Raw genomic sequence first — 16,420 nt, 5'->3', positions numbered from 1 at the left:
AGAATGAGTGTACGCGGCGTACGCGGTGCCATCACCGTGGAAGTGAACGAAGAAACACCGATTTTGCAAGCGACGACGAAGCTGCTTCATGAGATCGTCAAGTCGAACGGCATCGTGCCGGATGATATTTGCAGCGTGCTGGTAACCGTTACGGGCGACTTGGATGCCACGTTCCCGGCCCGGGCGATTCGGGTCATGGAAGGCTGGGAACTTGTCCCGCTCATGTGCGCGCTGGAGGTGCCGGTCAAGGGAAGTCTAGAGAAATGCATCCGGCTGCTCGTGCACGTAAATACCGTGAAGTCCCAACGCGAGATCGAACACGTCTATCTGGGCGGCGCGCAAGTGCTGCGTCCTGACCTTACCAAGAGCTGAGGCAACGGGCCGATCGAAGCTGGAAAAACAAAGCCAAATACGGTTGACGCGGGAAGCGGCGCTGGTGTATAGTGAGGTCAGACTTGTTGATGAGCGTAACACGCAAGAGAAGAGCCGAGAGCAGTTTAGAGATTGTCAGTTGAGTAGAGATGAGCAGAGTAGAGCTGAGAAGAGCGTGCGTTTTGCGCGAGAGGTGCCGAATCCGTTTAACCATGGGTAGTTTACGTCTGAATAAGCGTAGATACACTTGGGTCTAAGCGTTGCTTCGTGTTATCTGTCAGCACTCATTTTCTATCTTTTGACTTTCACAACTCCTGCTGCGGCGGGAGTTTTTTTATTTTTCATAAAAAGAGGAGCGATTCGCATGAATCATGAGCTGCAGCAGATCATTCGATTGGCCGGGACCTACAATTTGATTCCGATCGTCCGTCACGTGATGGCGGATACCGAGACGCCGATCCGCGTATTTCAGCATTTCTACCGGGAGAGCCACGCGTTCCTGCTAGAAAGCGTGGAGGGTGGCGTCAAGTGGGCGCGCCACTCTTTCATCGGGACGGATCCGTTCATGATGATCCAGGGCAAGCACGGAGAAATCGTCATCGAGCGCAAAGGCGAGAAGACGGTGCTGCGCGACAATCCGATCGAGCTGCTGAAGGCGCATCTTCGCGCTTACCGAAGCCCGTCGGTTCCCGAGCTTCCGCCGTTCACGGGCGGCGCGATCGGATTTTTCGGCTACGATCTGCTGCAGTACTACGAGAAGCTCCCGGCGCATCGTATCGATGATCTGAATATGAACGATATCCAATTCATGTTCTGCGACCAAGTAATCGTGTTCGATCATTTCAAGCAGCAAATTCAGGTTATCGGCAATGTGCACATTCCCGAGGCGGCGACGGACGGCGAGATCGAAGCGGCTTATAACGAGGCGGTGGCGCGGATAAACGCGACACTAGAGCGGATTCAACAGCCGCAGCCGACGCTGCTCATGCCGAGCGGCGCCGTGCCGCTCGATCCGGAACTCGGCGTCATCGACTCCAACGTGACGAAGGAGCAGTTTATCGCGAACGTCGACCAAGCGAAGGAGTATATCCGTTCCGGCGATATTTTCCAAGTCGTGTTATCCCAGCGATTCAGCGTCGAGACGGAGGTCGATCCGCTGCATGTGTATCGCGTGCTGCGCACGATGAATCCTTCGCCTTACATGTACTATTTGAAGATGGGCGAAGAGGTCATCGTCGGCACGTCGCCGGAAGCGCTCGTGAAAGTCAACGGCGAACGCGTCGAGACGAGGCCGATCGCGGGCACGAGACCGCGCGGCAAGACGCCCGAGCATGATGTTGCGCTCGAGAAAGAGCTGCTCGCCGACGAGAAGGAGCGCGCGGAACATCTAATGTTGGTCGATCTGGGCCGCAACGATATCGGCCGCGTATCCGAATTCGGCACGGTGCGATGCGACGCATATATGGAAATCGAGCGGTACTCGCACGTCATGCACATCGTCTCGAACGTCTCCGGCAAACTGCGCGAGGACAAGGACTTCTTCGATGCGTTCCTCTCCTGCCTGCCGGCCGGCACCGTTTCCGGCGCGCCGAAGCTTAGAGCGATGGAAATCATCGCGGAACTGGAGAACGAAGCGCGCGGCGCTTATGGCGGCGCGATCGGTTACCTCGGATTCGGCGGCAGCATGGACACGTGCATTACGATTCGTACGATTATTTTCAAGAACGGCAAAGCCTATGTGCAAGCGGGAGCCGGTATCGTATGGGATTCGGTGCCGGAGAGCGAGTACCAAGAGACGGTTAATAAAGGCATGGCGATGCTGAAGGCGATTCGCGCGGCGGAAGCGGTGTTTCCGGCGCAGAAGCGGACGGCAAGCATGATCAATAGCGATTATTTCGCGAATGCGAGAGGGTGAGGGGAACGATGACGAACGAGACGATGACGATGCAGCGGGCGCTGGCCCGACTGACGAGCGGCGCTCATTTGACCCGGGAAGAAGCGCGGGATGTCATGAATATCATCATGAGCGGCGAAGCGACCGGCGCGCAAATCGGTTCGGTCATCACCGCCCTCCGCATGAAAGGCGAGACGAAGGACGAGATTACGGGGTTCGCGGAGACGATGCGCGCGTTGTCCAGCCGGGTGCAAACCGAGCAGGAAGGACTGCTCGATACGTGCGGCACGGGCGGTTCGGGCATCCATAAATTCAATATTTCCACCGCGTCGGCGATGATCGCTTCCGCTGCTGGGGTACGTGTCGCCAAGCACGGCAACCGCGCCATGTCCGGCAAAGCGGGCAGTGCCGACGTGCTGGAAGCGCTCGGCGTCAACATCAACCTGACGGCCGAGCAGGCAGCTTACTGCCTAGAGGCGATCGGCATTTGTTTCATGTTCGCGCAGCTGTATCATCCGTCCATGAAGCACGCGGCCGGACCGAGGCGCGAGCTGGGCATCCGCACCATTTTCAACATGCTCGGCCCGCTCACGAATCCGGCCGGCGCGGATCGCCAACTGCTCGGCCTGTACGACCGTTCGCGCACGGAGACCGTCGCGGGCGTGCTCGGCGAGCTCGGTCTTCGCCGGGCGATGGTCGTGAGCAGCCATGATGGCTTGGACGAAATCAGCATCTCGGATTCGACCCAAATTTCGGAGCTAGCGGGAGGCACGGTCCGCACGTTCGATATTACGCCAGAGGAGCTCGGATTGACCCGACGCCCGCTGAGCGAAGTGATCGGCGGCGACGCGGCCGAGAACGCGGCTATCATCCGCCGGATTTTCGGCGGCGAGGAGCAAGGCGCTTACAGGGATATCGTACTGGCGAACGCCGGCGCCTGCATCTACGTGGGCGGGCAAGCAAGCTCGCTTCGGGAAGGCGTGGAAGCGGCGGCTACCATCATCGATACCGGCAAGGCGCAGCAGAAGCTGTATCAATTGATTGAAACGACGGGAGAAGTGGCGCATGTTTCTTGATCGCATCGTAACAACGAAGAGGCAGGAAGTCGCCTCGCTGGCAGAGACGTTCTCGCTCGCGGAAGCCGAGCGTACGATAGCGGGCTTGCCCGCGTGCAAGGGGTTCGAGCGGGCCGTCACGACGGGACGCAACCGGGCTATGGGCCTGATCGCGGAGGTGAAGAAGGCTTCGCCTTCCAAAGGACTGATCCGCCCCGATTTCCATCCGGTGGAGCTGGCTCGGACGTATGAGGCGGCAGGAGCGGACTGCATCTCGGTTCTAACCGACGAACAATATTTTCAAGGAAGCAATGCTTATCTAAGCGCGATTCGCGATGCGGTGAACGTGCCGCTGCTGCGCAAAGATTTTACGATCGATTACCGTCAAGTCTACGAAGCGCGCCTCATCGGCGCGGATGCGGTGCTGCTCATCGCCGCGATCTTGAAACCGGCCGAGCTGGCGGAGCTGCACGATGTCGCCAAGTCGATCGGGCTGGACGTGCTCGTCGAAGTCCATAACCGCGTGGAGATGGAAGATGTCCTATCGCTCGGCAAGGCAACGCTGATCGGCATCAATAACCGGGACCTGCACACGTTCGCGACCGACCTTGCGACGACGGAACGACTTATCGGGCTCGTTCCGCCGGACACGTCCGTCATCAGCGAGAGCGCGATCGCATCGACCGATGATATCGCGTACTTAACGGAAGTCGGCGCCAAGGGCGTCTTGATCGGCGAACATTTCATGCGTCAACCGGATGTGGGGCAAGCCGTAGAGGACCTGCTCGGTCCGCTGGTGAAATCGTGAGCGATAAGCGGGTAGGTCGGGCACGGGTGAAAATATGCGGTCTTCGGGACGCCGGGACGATTCGGGCGATGGACGGTCTTGCGGTCGACGAGGTCGGCTTCGTATTCGCGAAGAGCCGCAGGCAAGTCGAACCCGAGACGGCGGCCTCTCTGATCGCGGAAGTCAAGCGGCTGAGGTCGCCGCAAGGCGATGCGCCTAAGACGGTAGGCGTGTTCGTCGGCGCCTCGCTTGAAGGGTTGCGCGAATTGCTGGCTGTTGCGCCGCTCGATGTTGTGCAGCTGCACGGAGACGAAGATCCTGAATTATGTTCGTCCGTCAGAGACGAGCTAGGCAAAGAAGTATGGAAGGTGTTTTCCGTAAGCGGCGAAGATGCGGCAGGTACAGGTCACGAGAGACTGTTTCCTTTCCAGGGGACGATCGATGCGGCGCTTATCGACACGGCCGGCGGCGGGACGGGGCAGACATTCGGCTGGGAGGCCATTCCGCGCTATGCGGCGGCGGCCAAAGCGATAGGCGTGCCGCTCTATGTTGCCGGCGGGCTGCATCCCGACAATGCATCCGAGCTGCTGGGTAATAACGAAGTGGACGGCGTTGACGTCTCGAGCGGCGTGGAGACGGACGGCGTGAAAGATATCGAGAAGATTCGAGCATTCGTAGAAAGGGTGAAAGCACGATGATCAGTCAAGTACCAGACGAAAGCGGGCGCTTCGGGAAGTTCGGCGGCCGTTACGTGCCCGAGACGCTAATGAACGCGTTGTTGGAGCTGGAGGAAGCATATCGCCATTATTCGAAGGATCCGGAATTTATCGCGGAAGTGAATTATTTGCTGCACAAATATTCGGGGCGTCCGACGTCGCTGTATTATGCTGAGCGGCTCTCCAAACATTTGGGCGGGGCGAAGATCTTCTTGAAGCGCGAAGACCTGAACCATACGGGCGCGCACAAAATCAACAACACGATCGGCCAAGGCGTGCTCGCCAAACGGATGGGCAAAACGAAAATCATCGCCGAGACGGGGGCGGGACAGCACGGCGTCGCATCGGCGACGGTGGCGGCTTTGCTGGGGCTGGAGTGCAAGGTGTTCATGGGCGAAGAAGATACGAAGCGTCAAGAGCTCAACGTATTCCGGATGAAGCTGCTCGGCGCCGAGGTCGTGCCGGTGCTTTCCGGTACCCGCACGCTAAAGGATGCGTGCAACGAGACGCTTCGCTACTGGGTCAGCCACGTCGAGGATACATATTATATCCTCGGTTCCGTTACGGGTCCGCATCCATATCCGATGATCGTGCGCGATTTCCAACGCATTATCGGCGACGAAGCCAGAGAGCAGATTTTGAAGGAAGAAGGCCGTCTGCCAGATTATGTCGTGGCGGCGGTCGGCGGCGGCAGCAACGCGATGGGTATCTTCTACCCGTTCGTCGATGACGAATCTGTACGTCTGATCGGCGTGGAAGCGGCAGGCAGAGGCGTGGAGACGGAAGAGCATGCGGCGACGATGACCAAAGGGCGTCACGGCGTATTCCAAGGCTCGCTTAGCTACGTGCTGCAAGACGATTTCGGACAGGTTCAGCCCGCGCATTCGATATCGGCCGGACTCGACTATCCGGGAATCGGACCGGAGCATGCCTATTTGAAGGATACGGCTCGCGCGGAATATTTCCCGATCACCGACGCCGAAGCGCTCGAGGCGCTGCAGCTGCTCTCCCGCACGGAAGGCATTATTCCGGCGCTAGAATCGGCACACGCCATCGCGCAGGTGATGAAGTTGGCGCCGACGCTCGGCAGCGACAAGACGATCGTGGTGAGCTTGTCCGGCCGCGGCGATAAAGACGTGCAGGCGATTATGGGCTATCTGGGAGGGAACCAAGCATGACCAACCGCATCGACGCGGCATTCGAACGACTTCGCCAAGAAGGCGGGACGGCGCTTATTCCCTTCCTGACGATCGGCGATCCCGACGTGGCGACGTCCGTTGAGATTATTAAGGTGCTGGAGCAGGCGGGCGCGGACATGGTAGAGCTTGGCGTGCCGTATTCCGATCCGCTCGCGGACGGCCCTGTTATTCAGCGAGCTTCAGAGCGGGCGCTCAAGCACCGCGTGACGATCGAGGACGTGATTCATGCGGCGAGCGACGCGCGCGAACAAGGCGTGCAGATGCCGTTCATTTTGTTCACGTACTTTAATCCGGTCCTGCAATACGGGCTGGAGCGCTTCTTCAAGCTGGTCGTCGACAAAGGCATTAGCGGACTCATCATCCCGGATCTGCCGATCGAAGAGGACGAGGAAGTACGCGCCATGTCCGCACAGGCGGGCATTCACCTCATTCCGCTCGTGGCGCCGACCTCGAACGATCGGGTGAAGCGGATCGCGGCCAAGGCGCAAGGCTTCGTGTATTGCGTCTCCTCGCTCGGCGTAACCGGCGTACGCTCCGATTTTCATCAGGCCATTGACGAGTTCCTGCAGACGGTGCGGGAAGCGACGACGCTCCCGGTCGGCGTCGGCTTCGGCATCTCCAGCCGCGAGCAGGTCGAGCGGTTCTCGAAGCAAGCCGACGGCGTCATCGTGGGCAGCGCGATTGTGCGCAAGATCGAAGAGGCGCTGCCGCTTCTGGGCAATGCCGATACGAAGCTTGAAGGGTTGGAACAAATCCGCGATTTCGTCGCGGGTTTGAAAGCGTAGGGCGTCGAGGACCAATTCTTTCCGTGTAAATCAAGGCTCTTTCTCCGGATTTGGAGATGGAGCCTTGTTTTGTATGTGGCAAGAATGTGCTTTAACGCGCTTGCGCGCTAAAATTGATGCTTTCAAACCGGTTCAAGTTGTGAGACAATATGCAGGTAATGTTGTCTAACTTTAACTAGTCATTAATAAATGAGGTGAATGCGGGATGCAACCCAAGAACAGTATTGTACATTTGCCTGTCTACCAGCCTGGCAAACCGCTTGAAGAAGTGAAACGCGAGCTTGGCCTGACGGAAGTCGTCAAGCTGGCTTCGAACGAGAATCCGTTCGGCTGCTCGGAGGCGGCGAAAGCGGCGATCGTCGCGGAAGTCGCGAACGCGAGCATTTACCCGGACAGCTTCAGCACGGCGCTGACGGAGGCCGTCGCGGACTACTTGAACGTCGACCGCAAACAAATCATTTTCGGCGCGGGTTCCGACGAGGTCATTCTGATGCTGGCAAGAGCGTTCTTCGTGCCGGGCGACGAAACGATCATGGCGGACGAGACGTTCCCTCAATATAAGCACAACGCGGAGATCGAAGGCGCGGTCTGCGTCGAGGTGCCGCTCAAGGAAGGCAAGCACGATCTTCCCGCCATGCTGGCGAAAGTGAACGAGCGGACGAAGATAATCTGGATCTGCAATCCGAACAATCCGACGGGCACGATCGTAGGAAAGGACGAGCTGGACGCGTTCTTAAGCCAGGTTCCGGACAGCGTTATCGTCGTGCTGGACGAGGCATATATCGAGTACGTGACCGACAGTTCGTTCCCGAACAGCCTGGACTATTTGAAAACGTACAAGAACGTCATCCTGCTTCGCACCTTCTCCAAAATCTACGGTCTGGCTTCGCTGCGGATCGGTTATGGCGTCGGCCATGCGGATGTGATCGGACTTGTGAACCAAGTGCGCGAGCCGTTCAACACGACTCGCTTCGCGCAAGCGGCGGCGCTGGCGGCAGTCCGCGATACGGCGTTCGTTGAGAGCTGCCGCGATCGCAACGCGGACGGGCTGAGCTACTTGACCGGGGAATTCGAACGTCTTGGCTTGCCGTATTTCGAGCCGCATGGCAACTTCGTCATGTTCGATGCCAAGCTGCCTTCCGCGCAAGTGTTCGACGGGCTGCTGAAGCGGGGCATCATCTCCCGCGCGCGCTGGAGCCATTATCCGACCTACATTCGCATCACCGTAGGCAGCCGGGAGCAGAACGAGAAGTTCATCGCGGCGTTGGAGCAGGTCTTGCAAGAAGCGGCGGTGCACGGATAATATCATGACGAGAATCGCGATATTCGGCGTCGGCTTGATCGGCGGCTCGCTCGCGCTTTGCTTTAAAGGCAAGCCGGGCTTGACGGTCGTCGGTTATGACGTGCGCGAATCGTCCGCGGCCAAATACGTAGAGAGGGGCGTCGTCGATGAAATGGCGGCGTCCCTTCGCGATGCGGCCGAATCGGCGGACGTGATCTTTTTGTGTGTACCCGTTGGCGTGCTCGATCAATACGTGCGAGAGATTAGCGAGCTTCGGCTCAAGACAGGCTGCATCATCACCGATGTCGGCAGCACGAAGTCGTCCGTCGCGCGCACGGCGGCCGCGCTGCGGTTCAGCGGCGCGACGTTCATCGGCGGCCATCCGATGGCGGGCTCCGAACGCTCCGGCGTCGAAGCGGCGTCCTCGCATTTGTTCGAGAACGCCTTTTACGTATTGACGCCGGAACCGGATGCCCCCGCTGAAACCGTTGATCGGTTGTCCGATTTGCTTAAAGCGACGAAAGCGCATATCGTGCACGTCCATCCCGATGAACATGACGAGATCGTCGGCGCGATCAGCCATCTGCCTCACATCATTGCGGTCGCGCTCGTCAATCAGATCAGGGGCTATAACGAGTCAAACCCGCTGTACAGCGTGCTGGCGGCCGGAGGTTTTCGCGATATTACGCGGATCGCCTCGAGCGATCCGGTCGTCTGGCGCGATATTTTAATTAGCAATCGAGACGTCCTGCTCAATCTGCTGGAAGGTTGGAACGCGGAGACGCGCAAATTCATCCGGATGTTGGAAGGGAAGGACGCGGAGGGCATTCAGGAAGCGTTCAAGCAAGCGGGCGCGTTCCGGAGCCAGCTCCCCGAGCGGCGAAAGGGCATGATTCATTCCATTTACGAATGTTACGTCGACGTACCGGACCATCCCGGCATCATCGGCAGAATCGCGACGGAGCTCGGCAACGCAAGAATCAATCTGAGCAATCTCCAAATCATCGAGAGCCGCGAGGACGTACCAGGCGTGCTGAGATTGTCTTTCCGGACCCAGGACGATTTGGATCAAGCCGTGGAAAAGCTAAACCATACCGGCTATTCTGTCCATTTTTAAAAATGATCCATAAAAAATGAAAACGCTTATTGACAGAATGAAAACGGATACATATAATAAAGGTACAGTATGGTTTCTCTCCACTCCTATCCAAATCCAACGCACGATGTGCGGGCCACCTTTCGAGGTGGTCTTTTTTTTGTTTGAAACAAGGCAAGGGTAAATCTTTTATAAAAAAATTTTAAGACACGGAGAAAGAGGGACTGTGCTACAATAGGGGTGTTGAATGTAAAAATCTGGTTTGCGTTGAATTTGTCGAATCTAGCAGGAATTTGCTTGTTTATCCCGAATTCAATATAGCTTGTCCTTTTGCGCGATGTTAGACGTCCCTTTGTTTGGAACGGCGCGCAACTTTTTCGAACCCGCTCGGTACAATGTTATAACCGGGCAGGGAACACTCCGGAATCCAAGGAGGGTCGCCCGCAATGACCGATTCCCAGTTAATCCGCGAAATCAAAGACGGTAACGTTCAGCTTTACTCGGAATTGATGCGGCGATACCAGCGCAAGATCCTTGCGTTCATCTTTCATATGCTCAAGAGCGCGAAGATGGAACTGTTGGCGGAGGATTTATGCTCCGAAACATTCTATAAAGCATATCGAAGCTTGCATTCCTTCCGGGAAACGGATGCTACGTTCTCGACTTGGCTGTACACGATCGCCCGCAATACGGTGCTTAGCGAGCTGCGTAAGCAGAAAACCGGCAGCGTGTCGCTCGATGAAGTCAATGTGATGCCGGTCGCACCGCCCGATAGCGTGCCCGAACATCGGCTTCTGCAGAACGAGCGGATGTCGATGGTGCGCGAAGCGATTAACAATTTACCTGAAAAACAGCGCTCCGCCCTTATTCTTAGAGAATACGACCAGCTGGATTATCAGGAGATCGCGAGCATACTCGGTCAGACCGTCAGTTCCGTCAAGTCGCTGCTATTCCGAGCGCGCAATAGCGTGAAGATGCAGCTTGAACCCTACTTCGGCGAATCACCGGTGCTGGAAGAATTCGAGGGGATGAAGATGCGATGAAATGCCTGAAGGTACGCGAGACATTCGGCGTCTATTGGGATCTTGCCGAGAACGACCCGGAACGGATGGCCGTTGACCATCATCTGGTCCACTGCGACGATTGTCGGGAAGAATTTCGGCTATGGGAAGAAAGCGAGCAGTTAATCCGCAGCCTGTCGGAGCTGGACGAAGCGATCGGACCGATCGAAGTCGACCATGTCAACCGCGGCGTCATGGAGCGGATCTATGCGGAGGAGTCCTGGTATATGCCGGTTCCGAGCCGCAGCTATCAATTCTCGAGGTCATTCCGCCGTAATGCGGCCGCTGCGATTGCATGCTGCATGGCGATGTTCATATGCGGTTTGTTCTATATGTTGATCGGCAATCAGGACGCTTCATCCGTCGAGATGGCGAAGTTGACGGGACTGATCGAGACGGCGAACGCGGCCGAGAATACCGGGCTGATTACAGCCGATTTTTATGCGGATCTGCCCGTGGCCAGTATCAGCGATCCTTTAGTGCTGAACGTCGTGCCGACGTTCCCGCAATATTGGATTGCACTGTCCATCTTGGGCATGATTATGGCATTGCTTATTTTGAACTGGCTGTCGCGCACGAGACACTAAGCGAGTGCGTTACCCTTGCTATTGACCATCATCGACTTGAAATCTCCAGCCCGTGCACTGGAGATTTTTCATGAAAGGGGAGAAAAGTTATTCGTATCGGATTAATCCGCCACGGGAAGACCGATTGGAACGCCCTCGGCAAAATTCAAGGGCAAACGGACACGCCGCTAAACGAAGAAGGCATTCGGCAAGCGGGCGCTTTGGCGCAGCGGCTTCGGAGGGACGACGAACGTTGGGATGCAATCGTAGCGAGCGATCTCTCGCGCGCCGACGAGACGGCGAATATTATCGCGCAGACGCTGGGCATCCCGCAGCTTCCGGGCGACCCGAGATTGCGGGAGCGGTATTTCGGCGAGATTGAAGGGACGACGGAGGAAGAGCGATTAACGCGATGGGGAGCCGATTGGCGGTCCCAGAACCGTGGTCAGGAAACCGACGACGTGCTGCGCGGCAGAGCGATGGCGTTCGTTGAGGATCTTGTCGCGCAAGGGCTGGATAATCGCCGAATTCTCGTCGTGACGCACGGAAGCTTGCTCGCGCAGCTGCTGAAAGGACTTTGCGCGGAATTGGCGGATAAGCTGATCGACAATGTCTCCCTCAGCATTTTCGAGCGCGAACCGGAGCGGTGGAAGCCGCTGCTGCACAATTGCACGCTGCATTTGGACGACCTGGCGCGAGCCTAGTTTTCTGCGCAGGGCTGAATGCTGCATTCTCAATCTTTGGATTGAGAACGCAAACCAATCAGCCCAGTTGCTTCTATAATATAAGGATAATTTGAACCTGCGTCGTTTCTCGCGAAACGACGCAGGTTTTTTTCATAGGCTGGTTATTAAATGCTCCGAATCTTCCCATAATGGTACTAGTTAAACGAAGAAACGAGAGATCGGAGGATTGGACATGAACTTGGCGGATATGCTCAGCTATGCCGATATCGTACAGCTCAGCCGAATTGCGAACACATATCAGTGCGAATGCAACGGCCATTCCAAGAATGAGCTGATCCAGTCCATATTATCAACCGTGAACCGGCGAGATGTATTCGAATCGCAAATCAAATCGATGCAGCTGGAAGATTTGCGGTTCATGAATTCGCTGCTATTCGACTTGAGAGATACGTTCTCGCTGGAGGAGCTCCTGGCGCGCGCCGAGCAGAGCAGGTTCGGGGCGGAGCCGGACAAGCCTGATTATGTGGAGCCGACCCGGCTTACTGAGAACGCCGAGACTAAGAAGCCGTCCAAGCGGACGAAGGCGCAAAAGCCGGCGCCGCCGGTCGAGAGCGGACCGCGGGCGACGATCTCGCGGTTTAAACAATACGGCTGGTTGTTTAATGGGATTTCAGGGCCGAACCGTTATTTATTCCAGGTGCCGAATGATTTGAAGCGCAGATTCAAGGACGCCATGGAGCGGAGATTCGCTTCCCAACTCACGTACGCGGACGAAGAGCCGCAAGCCTACCGTGACGAACAACAGCTGCTCGGCGAGGACGTGAAAGAGCTCCTGACCTTTATTCATCACAACGAAATCCAGCTTACTTCCGACGGCGCCATGTATAAAAGAAGCGTGCTGCAGATTATGGACCGTCTCGGCGTAAAGGAACAGCTGCCGGGTAAGGGCGAGTGGCGGTTCGGTTACGGCCGCCGGATGAAAGATTATCCGAACCGGATGTCCCTCATCTATGATTATTGTTATTACAACGGTTGGATCGCGGAAGGCGAGAGCGAGCTGACGCTGACGCCGGCAGGGCTCGAGCGCCAGACTTCGGGTGCCCCGGAAGGAACCGACAAGCTGTACCGGTTCTGGCTCCGTTTATATAAGAATGCCATGCCGAACTTGCGGTCGCTCGTCTATTGGACCGACAAGCTATCCGAACAATGGGTGACGGCGGATTCGCTTAAGCATGCGCTGATACCTTACATCAGACCGTTCTATTATGACGATTCCGAGACGCTGTTCGAACAGCGGATCGTCGGGATGATGCTGCACTTGGGTCTTCTGAAAATCGGGGAACATGCGCAGTTCGGCAAGGTCATTCGCGCCACTCCGCTAGGGAGAGCGGTCGTTGCAGGATTGAATTTGGAGGACGAGGACGCCATCGTATTGGACTAGCTTCTATTAATAGGCCGCAGCACATTCCGGCAGGGCAAGGGCAAACGCAGGATACGGCCGTGCGCGCCGCGGAATATGATTTACTAGAAGCGGATAATGTTTACGCCTATCGCTTTCGCTTGAACCGCTGCGAAATCGCCTTGTGAACCCGATTGAGAAGGCATGCAAGAGCATCATGCGGACGATGAGAGACAGTTCGGCCAGGGGAATGAGTATAGGATATCTTTGAACGAAAGCTTGGAGGTGTATCCTATGGACAAAATGAAAGTATCGTATGAAGCCATGCTCGGGCTTGCGGCCGAGATGGTGTTGGATAAGGCAGTGGTGGAATTTCGGACGAAACGATTGTATCAAGCGATCGATAAAGCGCTGGCTTCGGGAGACAAGGATACGTTTCGCAGATTGACCGATGAATTAAAGACGCTGCACGCTTAAACGTGCGCCCGCGAACCTTCGCGCGAAGAGCTTCCGAGCTTTCTCGCCGCGAAGGTTTTTTGCGTGCAAACCGTCTGGGGCCGGAGGCTGTGCGGGCAAAGGGATCAGGTTAAGGATGAGAACCCCGGATGCATCGTTTCTTACCTGGCAAGATTATGGTAGGATAAAGGGATGTTTGGTGAAATAGGAAGCTATTCGCGAAGGGGAAAGCAAACGATGAAATTCAGTGAACTGACGCCGGACCAATGGGCGGAGCTTGCGCCGTATCTCGATACGGCCGTACTGCCGGTTACCGGCTTGATCGGCAACGAACTGCCTTTTGAAGCGACCGAAGCGCTGGAGCGGCTGCGGGACGTGCTTGACCGGATCGAGCAGCCTTTCAAGGGGCGGATCGTGACCTACCCGTCTTGCCAATATGCCGATCGTAGCGACGGTGCGGAACAGGTGGAACAGATCTGCGCGAATTTGAAGGCGGCTGGTTTCAAATATGTTTTCCTGGCAGCAGCGTTCAATGCCGAAGCGTGGATCGGCAAGCTGGCCAGCGCCGATTTGATCGTGGGAACCGATGCGCAGGGCAATCCGCCGCAAGCGGAAGAAGTTAGCGCCGCTGTTCGCAAATTATGGCTGGGGCGATAAGCGACGGCGTCCTTTTTCCGCCGGAATCGACAGCAACTGCATAAGGCGAAACCGATTTGGGAAAAACAAATGCCATAGCAGGTCAATTGTGACAAAATCGTAACAATTTCAAAATGGGCATTTGTTCCGTCCAGCAAAACTTTGGCAGTATTCTTGACGCTCCATATGACCTAGGCTATTATAGGAAATGTCCTAAGTTCGTCATACGTTTTGCCGTTGCGGCAAGACGCAAGATATGGTTGGCAAAGGGGGTAGAACAAGATGAGTAACCACGATCAGAACGCACATCGACCGGTGAAACGCAACGAAATGTCCCGACGTCAATTTTTGTCATATACGCTCGGAGGCGCAACGGCTTTCATGGCTGCTGGCGTAGCGCTGCCAATGGTTCGTTTCGCGGTTGATCCGATTCTTAAAAAGAAAAGCGGCAGCACCTTGATCAAGGTTGTTGAAGAATCGAAAGTAACGAACGAACCGCAGGAGTTCAAGTTCAAGATTCACCAGATCGATGGCTGGTACGTGAGCGATCCGGAACAAACGGCTTGGATCAGAAAGGACGAGCAGGGGAAGTACTATGCCCTTTCTCCGGTCTGCAAGCATTTGGGCTGTACGATCGGCTGGAATACGGAGAAGAACAACGAATACGTATGTCCATGTCACGGCGCGCATTACACGATCGAAGGAAAAGCGCTTTCCGTTGCGCCGAAGCCGCTTGACGAGTATGAATTGGAAGTCAAGGAAGGCTGGATTTACCTCGGACCGATCAAAGAGAATACACGGGTTTAAGGAGGGCGTAGGCTCAGATGTTGAAAAATGTGTACAACTGGATTGACGAACGTCTTGATATTACGCCGCTGTGGAGGGATGTTGCGGATCATGAAGTGCCGGAACACGTTAACCCGGCCCACCACTTCTCCGCATTCGTGTACTGCTTTGGCGGATTAACGTTTTTCATTACGGTCATCCAGATTTTGTCGGGTATGTTCCTGACGATGTATTTCGTCCCGGATATTTTGAACGCTTACAAGAGCGTCGACTACCTGCAGCATAAAGTCGCTTTCGGCGGCATCGTGCGCGGTATGCATCACTGGGGCGCAAGCCTTGTGCTTGTCATGATGTTCTTACATACGCTTCGCGTCTTCTTCACCGGTTCCTACAAGGCGCCGCGCGAGATGAACTGGGTTGTCGGCATGCTGATCTTCTTCATCATGCTCGGTCTTGGCTTCACGGGCTATCTGCTGCCGTGGGATAACAAAGCTTATTTCGCCACGAAAGTAGGCATGCAGATCGCGGACGCCGTACCTTATGTCGGACCTTACATTAAACAATTGCTGCAGGGCGGCGACATTATCGGCGCCGAGACGCTGACTCGCTTCTTCGCGATCCACGTGTTCTTCCTGCCAGGCGCGCTGCTTGCGTTGCTTGGGGCTCACTTTATCATGATCCGCCGTCAAGGCATTTCTGGACCACTCTAAGCCGAAGGGAGGTAATTCGCGAATGGCACATGGTCACAAATCGAACGAAAAAGTAATTTATGTCGGCGACTCCCGGGTGAAGAAACCGAAGAGCGTCGGCAGCGATACGATCCCGCCGGACTACACTGCATTCCCGGGCAAATCGGAAGCGTTCATTCCGAACTTCCTGTTGAAGGAATGGATGGTCGGATGCGTGGCATTGGTAGGTTTTCTTGTTCTGACGATTGCGGAACCGGCACCGCTCGGTTACCCGGCAGATCCGACGAACGCGGCATTCATTCCAATGCCGGACTGGTACTTCCTGTTTATGTATCAATTCCTGAAATATCCTTATGCTTCCGGCGATTACGTGGCATTCGGTATTCTCGGCGTGCCAGGTATCGCATTCGCGGCGCTGCTGCTTGCTCCGTTCCTGGACACGGGCAAAGAACGCCGTTTCTACAGACGTCCGATCGCATCGGCTTTGATGCTGCTCTCGCTGTTCTCGTTGTTCTACTTGACGAAAGTATCTTGGGATCACTACGAGCACGAGCTTGAAATCACGAACACGATTCCAGAGCACCATGTCCGTGAAGAGAAAGCCCGCGAAGCATGGGAAGAAGCGCAAGCGAACGGCGGCGTTCCGGTCGAGGAAGCCGTTATTCCGATCGTGGACGAGGATGACCCGGTTATGGAGATCGTCAAAGCCAACTGCGTAGGTTGCCATGCTACCGATCTTAAAGGGAACGAAAGCGCGAACGTGCCTGCATTAAGAGGCGTGGGCGACGATCACACCAAAGAAGAACTGGTGGAGATCGTAACCAACGGCTTGGGCGGCGGAAGAATGCCGGCATTCGGGGAGAACCTGAGCGCCGAGCAGATCGACCAGCTGGCTACATGGCTCGCGAAACAGAAGAAAGCTGAATAAATCATGAAGAACCTGATCGTTTCATCG

At 56.0% G+C, this 16,420-nt stretch carries 18 protein-coding genes; all 18 read left to right on the top strand.

Annotation, left to right across the window (positions count from 1 at the left end; all coding sequences use genetic code 11):
* Positions 1–3 precede the first annotated feature (3 nt).
* The 18 genes from aroH to BCM02_RS06405 all read left to right on the top strand — a co-directional run bounded on the left by aroH (position 4) and on the right by BCM02_RS06405 (position 16,393).
* Positions 4–372, top strand: a complete 369-nt coding sequence (gene aroH / locus BCM02_RS06490) for a chorismate mutase (protein ID WP_148928250.1) — start codon at positions 4–6, stop codon at positions 370–372.
* Between the two features lie 364 nt (positions 373–736).
* A complete protein-coding gene (trpE, locus tag BCM02_RS06485) occupies positions 737–2,287 on the top strand; it encodes an anthranilate synthase component I (RefSeq protein ID WP_148928249.1) in 1,551 nt (516 codons plus the stop codon).
* 8 nt (positions 2,288–2,295) lie between these two features.
* Complete coding sequence (gene trpD, locus BCM02_RS06480) at positions 2,296–3,342, top strand: anthranilate phosphoribosyltransferase (RefSeq protein ID WP_148928248.1); 1,047 nt, start codon at positions 2,296–2,298, stop codon at positions 3,340–3,342.
* Positions 3,332–4,129, top strand: a complete 798-nt coding sequence (trpC, locus tag BCM02_RS06475) for an indole-3-glycerol phosphate synthase TrpC (protein ID WP_148928247.1) — start codon at positions 3,332–3,334, stop codon at positions 4,127–4,129. Before trpD ends, trpC begins: the two co-directional genes overlap by 11 nt.
* A complete protein-coding gene (locus BCM02_RS06470) occupies positions 4,126–4,806 on the top strand; it encodes a phosphoribosylanthranilate isomerase (protein WP_281288149.1) in 681 nt (226 codons plus the stop codon). The genes trpC and BCM02_RS06470 overlap by 4 nt, the downstream gene beginning before the upstream one ends.
* Positions 4,803–6,002: a tryptophan synthase subunit beta gene (gene trpB / locus BCM02_RS06465; protein ID WP_148928245.1), complete on the top strand. Its 1,200-nt coding sequence runs from the start codon at positions 4,803–4,805 to the stop codon at positions 6,000–6,002. The genes BCM02_RS06470 and trpB overlap by 4 nt, the downstream gene beginning before the upstream one ends.
* Complete coding sequence (gene trpA / locus BCM02_RS06460; RefSeq protein WP_148928244.1) at positions 5,999–6,808, top strand: tryptophan synthase subunit alpha; 810 nt, start codon at positions 5,999–6,001, stop codon at positions 6,806–6,808. Before trpB ends, trpA begins: the two co-directional genes overlap by 4 nt.
* Positions 6,809–7,013: 205 nt before the next feature.
* Positions 7,014–8,111 (top strand): histidinol-phosphate transaminase, encoded by a 1,098-nt coding sequence (gene hisC, locus BCM02_RS06455; protein WP_148928243.1) that lies wholly within the window; start codon positions 7,014–7,016, stop codon positions 8,109–8,111.
* Between the two features lie 4 nt (positions 8,112–8,115).
* Positions 8,116–9,207, top strand: a complete 1,092-nt coding sequence (locus BCM02_RS06450; RefSeq protein WP_148928242.1) for a prephenate dehydrogenase — start codon at positions 8,116–8,118, stop codon at positions 9,205–9,207.
* Between the two features lie 425 nt (positions 9,208–9,632).
* Positions 9,633–10,229, top strand: a complete 597-nt coding sequence (locus BCM02_RS06445; protein WP_148928241.1) for an RNA polymerase sigma factor — start codon at positions 9,633–9,635, stop codon at positions 10,227–10,229.
* The gene (locus BCM02_RS06440) at positions 10,226–10,834 is read left to right on the top strand and encodes an anti-sigma factor family protein (RefSeq protein WP_148928240.1); all 609 of its coding nucleotides are present in this window, start codon (positions 10,226–10,228) and stop codon (positions 10,832–10,834) included. Before BCM02_RS06445 ends, BCM02_RS06440 begins: the two co-directional genes overlap by 4 nt.
* 89 nt (positions 10,835–10,923) lie before the next feature.
* Complete coding sequence (locus BCM02_RS06435; RefSeq protein WP_148928239.1) at positions 10,924–11,517, top strand: histidine phosphatase family protein; 594 nt, start codon at positions 10,924–10,926, stop codon at positions 11,515–11,517.
* Positions 11,518–11,731: 214 nt separating this feature from the next.
* Positions 11,732–12,940 carry a hypothetical protein gene (locus BCM02_RS06430; RefSeq protein ID WP_148928238.1) on the top strand — a complete coding sequence of 403 codons (1,209 nt, stop codon included), beginning with the start codon at positions 11,732–11,734 and terminating at the stop codon, positions 12,938–12,940.
* A gap of 252 nt (positions 12,941–13,192) precedes the next feature.
* Positions 13,193–13,375 carry an IDEAL domain-containing protein gene (locus BCM02_RS06425; protein ID WP_148928237.1) on the top strand — a complete coding sequence of 61 codons (183 nt, stop codon included), beginning with the start codon at positions 13,193–13,195 and terminating at the stop codon, positions 13,373–13,375.
* Between the two features lie 216 nt (positions 13,376–13,591).
* Positions 13,592–14,011 carry a DUF2487 family protein gene (locus BCM02_RS06420; RefSeq protein WP_148928236.1) on the top strand — a complete coding sequence of 140 codons (420 nt, stop codon included), beginning with the start codon at positions 13,592–13,594 and terminating at the stop codon, positions 14,009–14,011.
* Between the two features lie 261 nt (positions 14,012–14,272).
* Positions 14,273–14,797, top strand: coding sequence for a QcrA and Rieske domain-containing protein (locus BCM02_RS06415; protein ID WP_148928235.1), 525 nt, complete (start codon positions 14,273–14,275; stop codon positions 14,795–14,797).
* Positions 14,798–14,814: 17 nt separating this feature from the next.
* Complete coding sequence (gene qcrB / locus BCM02_RS06410) at positions 14,815–15,486, top strand: menaquinol-cytochrome c reductase cytochrome b subunit (RefSeq protein ID WP_148928234.1); 672 nt, start codon at positions 14,815–14,817, stop codon at positions 15,484–15,486.
* Positions 15,487–15,508: 22 nt separating this feature from the next.
* A complete protein-coding gene (locus tag BCM02_RS06405; protein ID WP_148928233.1) occupies positions 15,509–16,393 on the top strand; it encodes a menaquinol-cytochrome c reductase cytochrome b/c subunit in 885 nt (294 codons plus the stop codon).
* Positions 16,394–16,420: the final 27 nt, after the last annotated feature.

It is taken from the genome of Paenibacillus methanolicus (assembly GCF_008124765.1).
Taxonomy (GTDB): domain Bacteria; phylum Bacillota; class Bacilli; order Paenibacillales; family Paenibacillaceae; genus Paenibacillus_Z; species Paenibacillus_Z methanolicus.
The sequence above is the reverse complement of the archived record's forward strand: the minus strand, read 5'-3'. Positions and strand labels throughout refer to the sequence as shown.

Coding starts and splice junctions, on each gene's coding strand:
- aroH (WP_148928250.1), top strand. CDS start 4: ATGAGTGTACGCGGCGTACGCGGTGCCATCACCGTGGAAGTGAACGAA.
- trpE (WP_148928249.1), top strand. CDS start 737: ATGAATCATGAGCTGCAGCAGATCATTCGATTGGCCGGGACCTACAAT.
- trpD (WP_148928248.1), top strand. CDS start 2,296: ATGACGAACGAGACGATGACGATGCAGCGGGCGCTGGCCCGACTGACG.
- trpC (WP_148928247.1), top strand. CDS start 3,332: ATGTTTCTTGATCGCATCGTAACAACGAAGAGGCAGGAAGTCGCCTCG.
- trpB (WP_148928245.1), top strand. CDS start 4,803: ATGATCAGTCAAGTACCAGACGAAAGCGGGCGCTTCGGGAAGTTCGGC.
- trpA (WP_148928244.1), top strand. CDS start 5,999: ATGACCAACCGCATCGACGCGGCATTCGAACGACTTCGCCAAGAAGGC.
- hisC (WP_148928243.1), top strand. CDS start 7,014: ATGCAACCCAAGAACAGTATTGTACATTTGCCTGTCTACCAGCCTGGC.
- BCM02_RS06450 (WP_148928242.1), top strand. CDS start 8,116: ATGACGAGAATCGCGATATTCGGCGTCGGCTTGATCGGCGGCTCGCTC.
- BCM02_RS06445 (WP_148928241.1), top strand. CDS start 9,633: ATGACCGATTCCCAGTTAATCCGCGAAATCAAAGACGGTAACGTTCAG.
- BCM02_RS06440 (WP_148928240.1), top strand. CDS start 10,226: ATGAAATGCCTGAAGGTACGCGAGACATTCGGCGTCTATTGGGATCTT.
- BCM02_RS06430 (WP_148928238.1), top strand. CDS start 11,732: ATGAACTTGGCGGATATGCTCAGCTATGCCGATATCGTACAGCTCAGC.
- BCM02_RS06425 (WP_148928237.1), top strand. CDS start 13,193: ATGGACAAAATGAAAGTATCGTATGAAGCCATGCTCGGGCTTGCGGCC.
- BCM02_RS06420 (WP_148928236.1), top strand. CDS start 13,592: ATGAAATTCAGTGAACTGACGCCGGACCAATGGGCGGAGCTTGCGCCG.
- BCM02_RS06415 (WP_148928235.1), top strand. CDS start 14,273: ATGAGTAACCACGATCAGAACGCACATCGACCGGTGAAACGCAACGAA.
- qcrB (WP_148928234.1), top strand. CDS start 14,815: ATGTTGAAAAATGTGTACAACTGGATTGACGAACGTCTTGATATTACG.
- BCM02_RS06405 (WP_148928233.1), top strand. CDS start 15,509: ATGGCACATGGTCACAAATCGAACGAAAAAGTAATTTATGTCGGCGAC.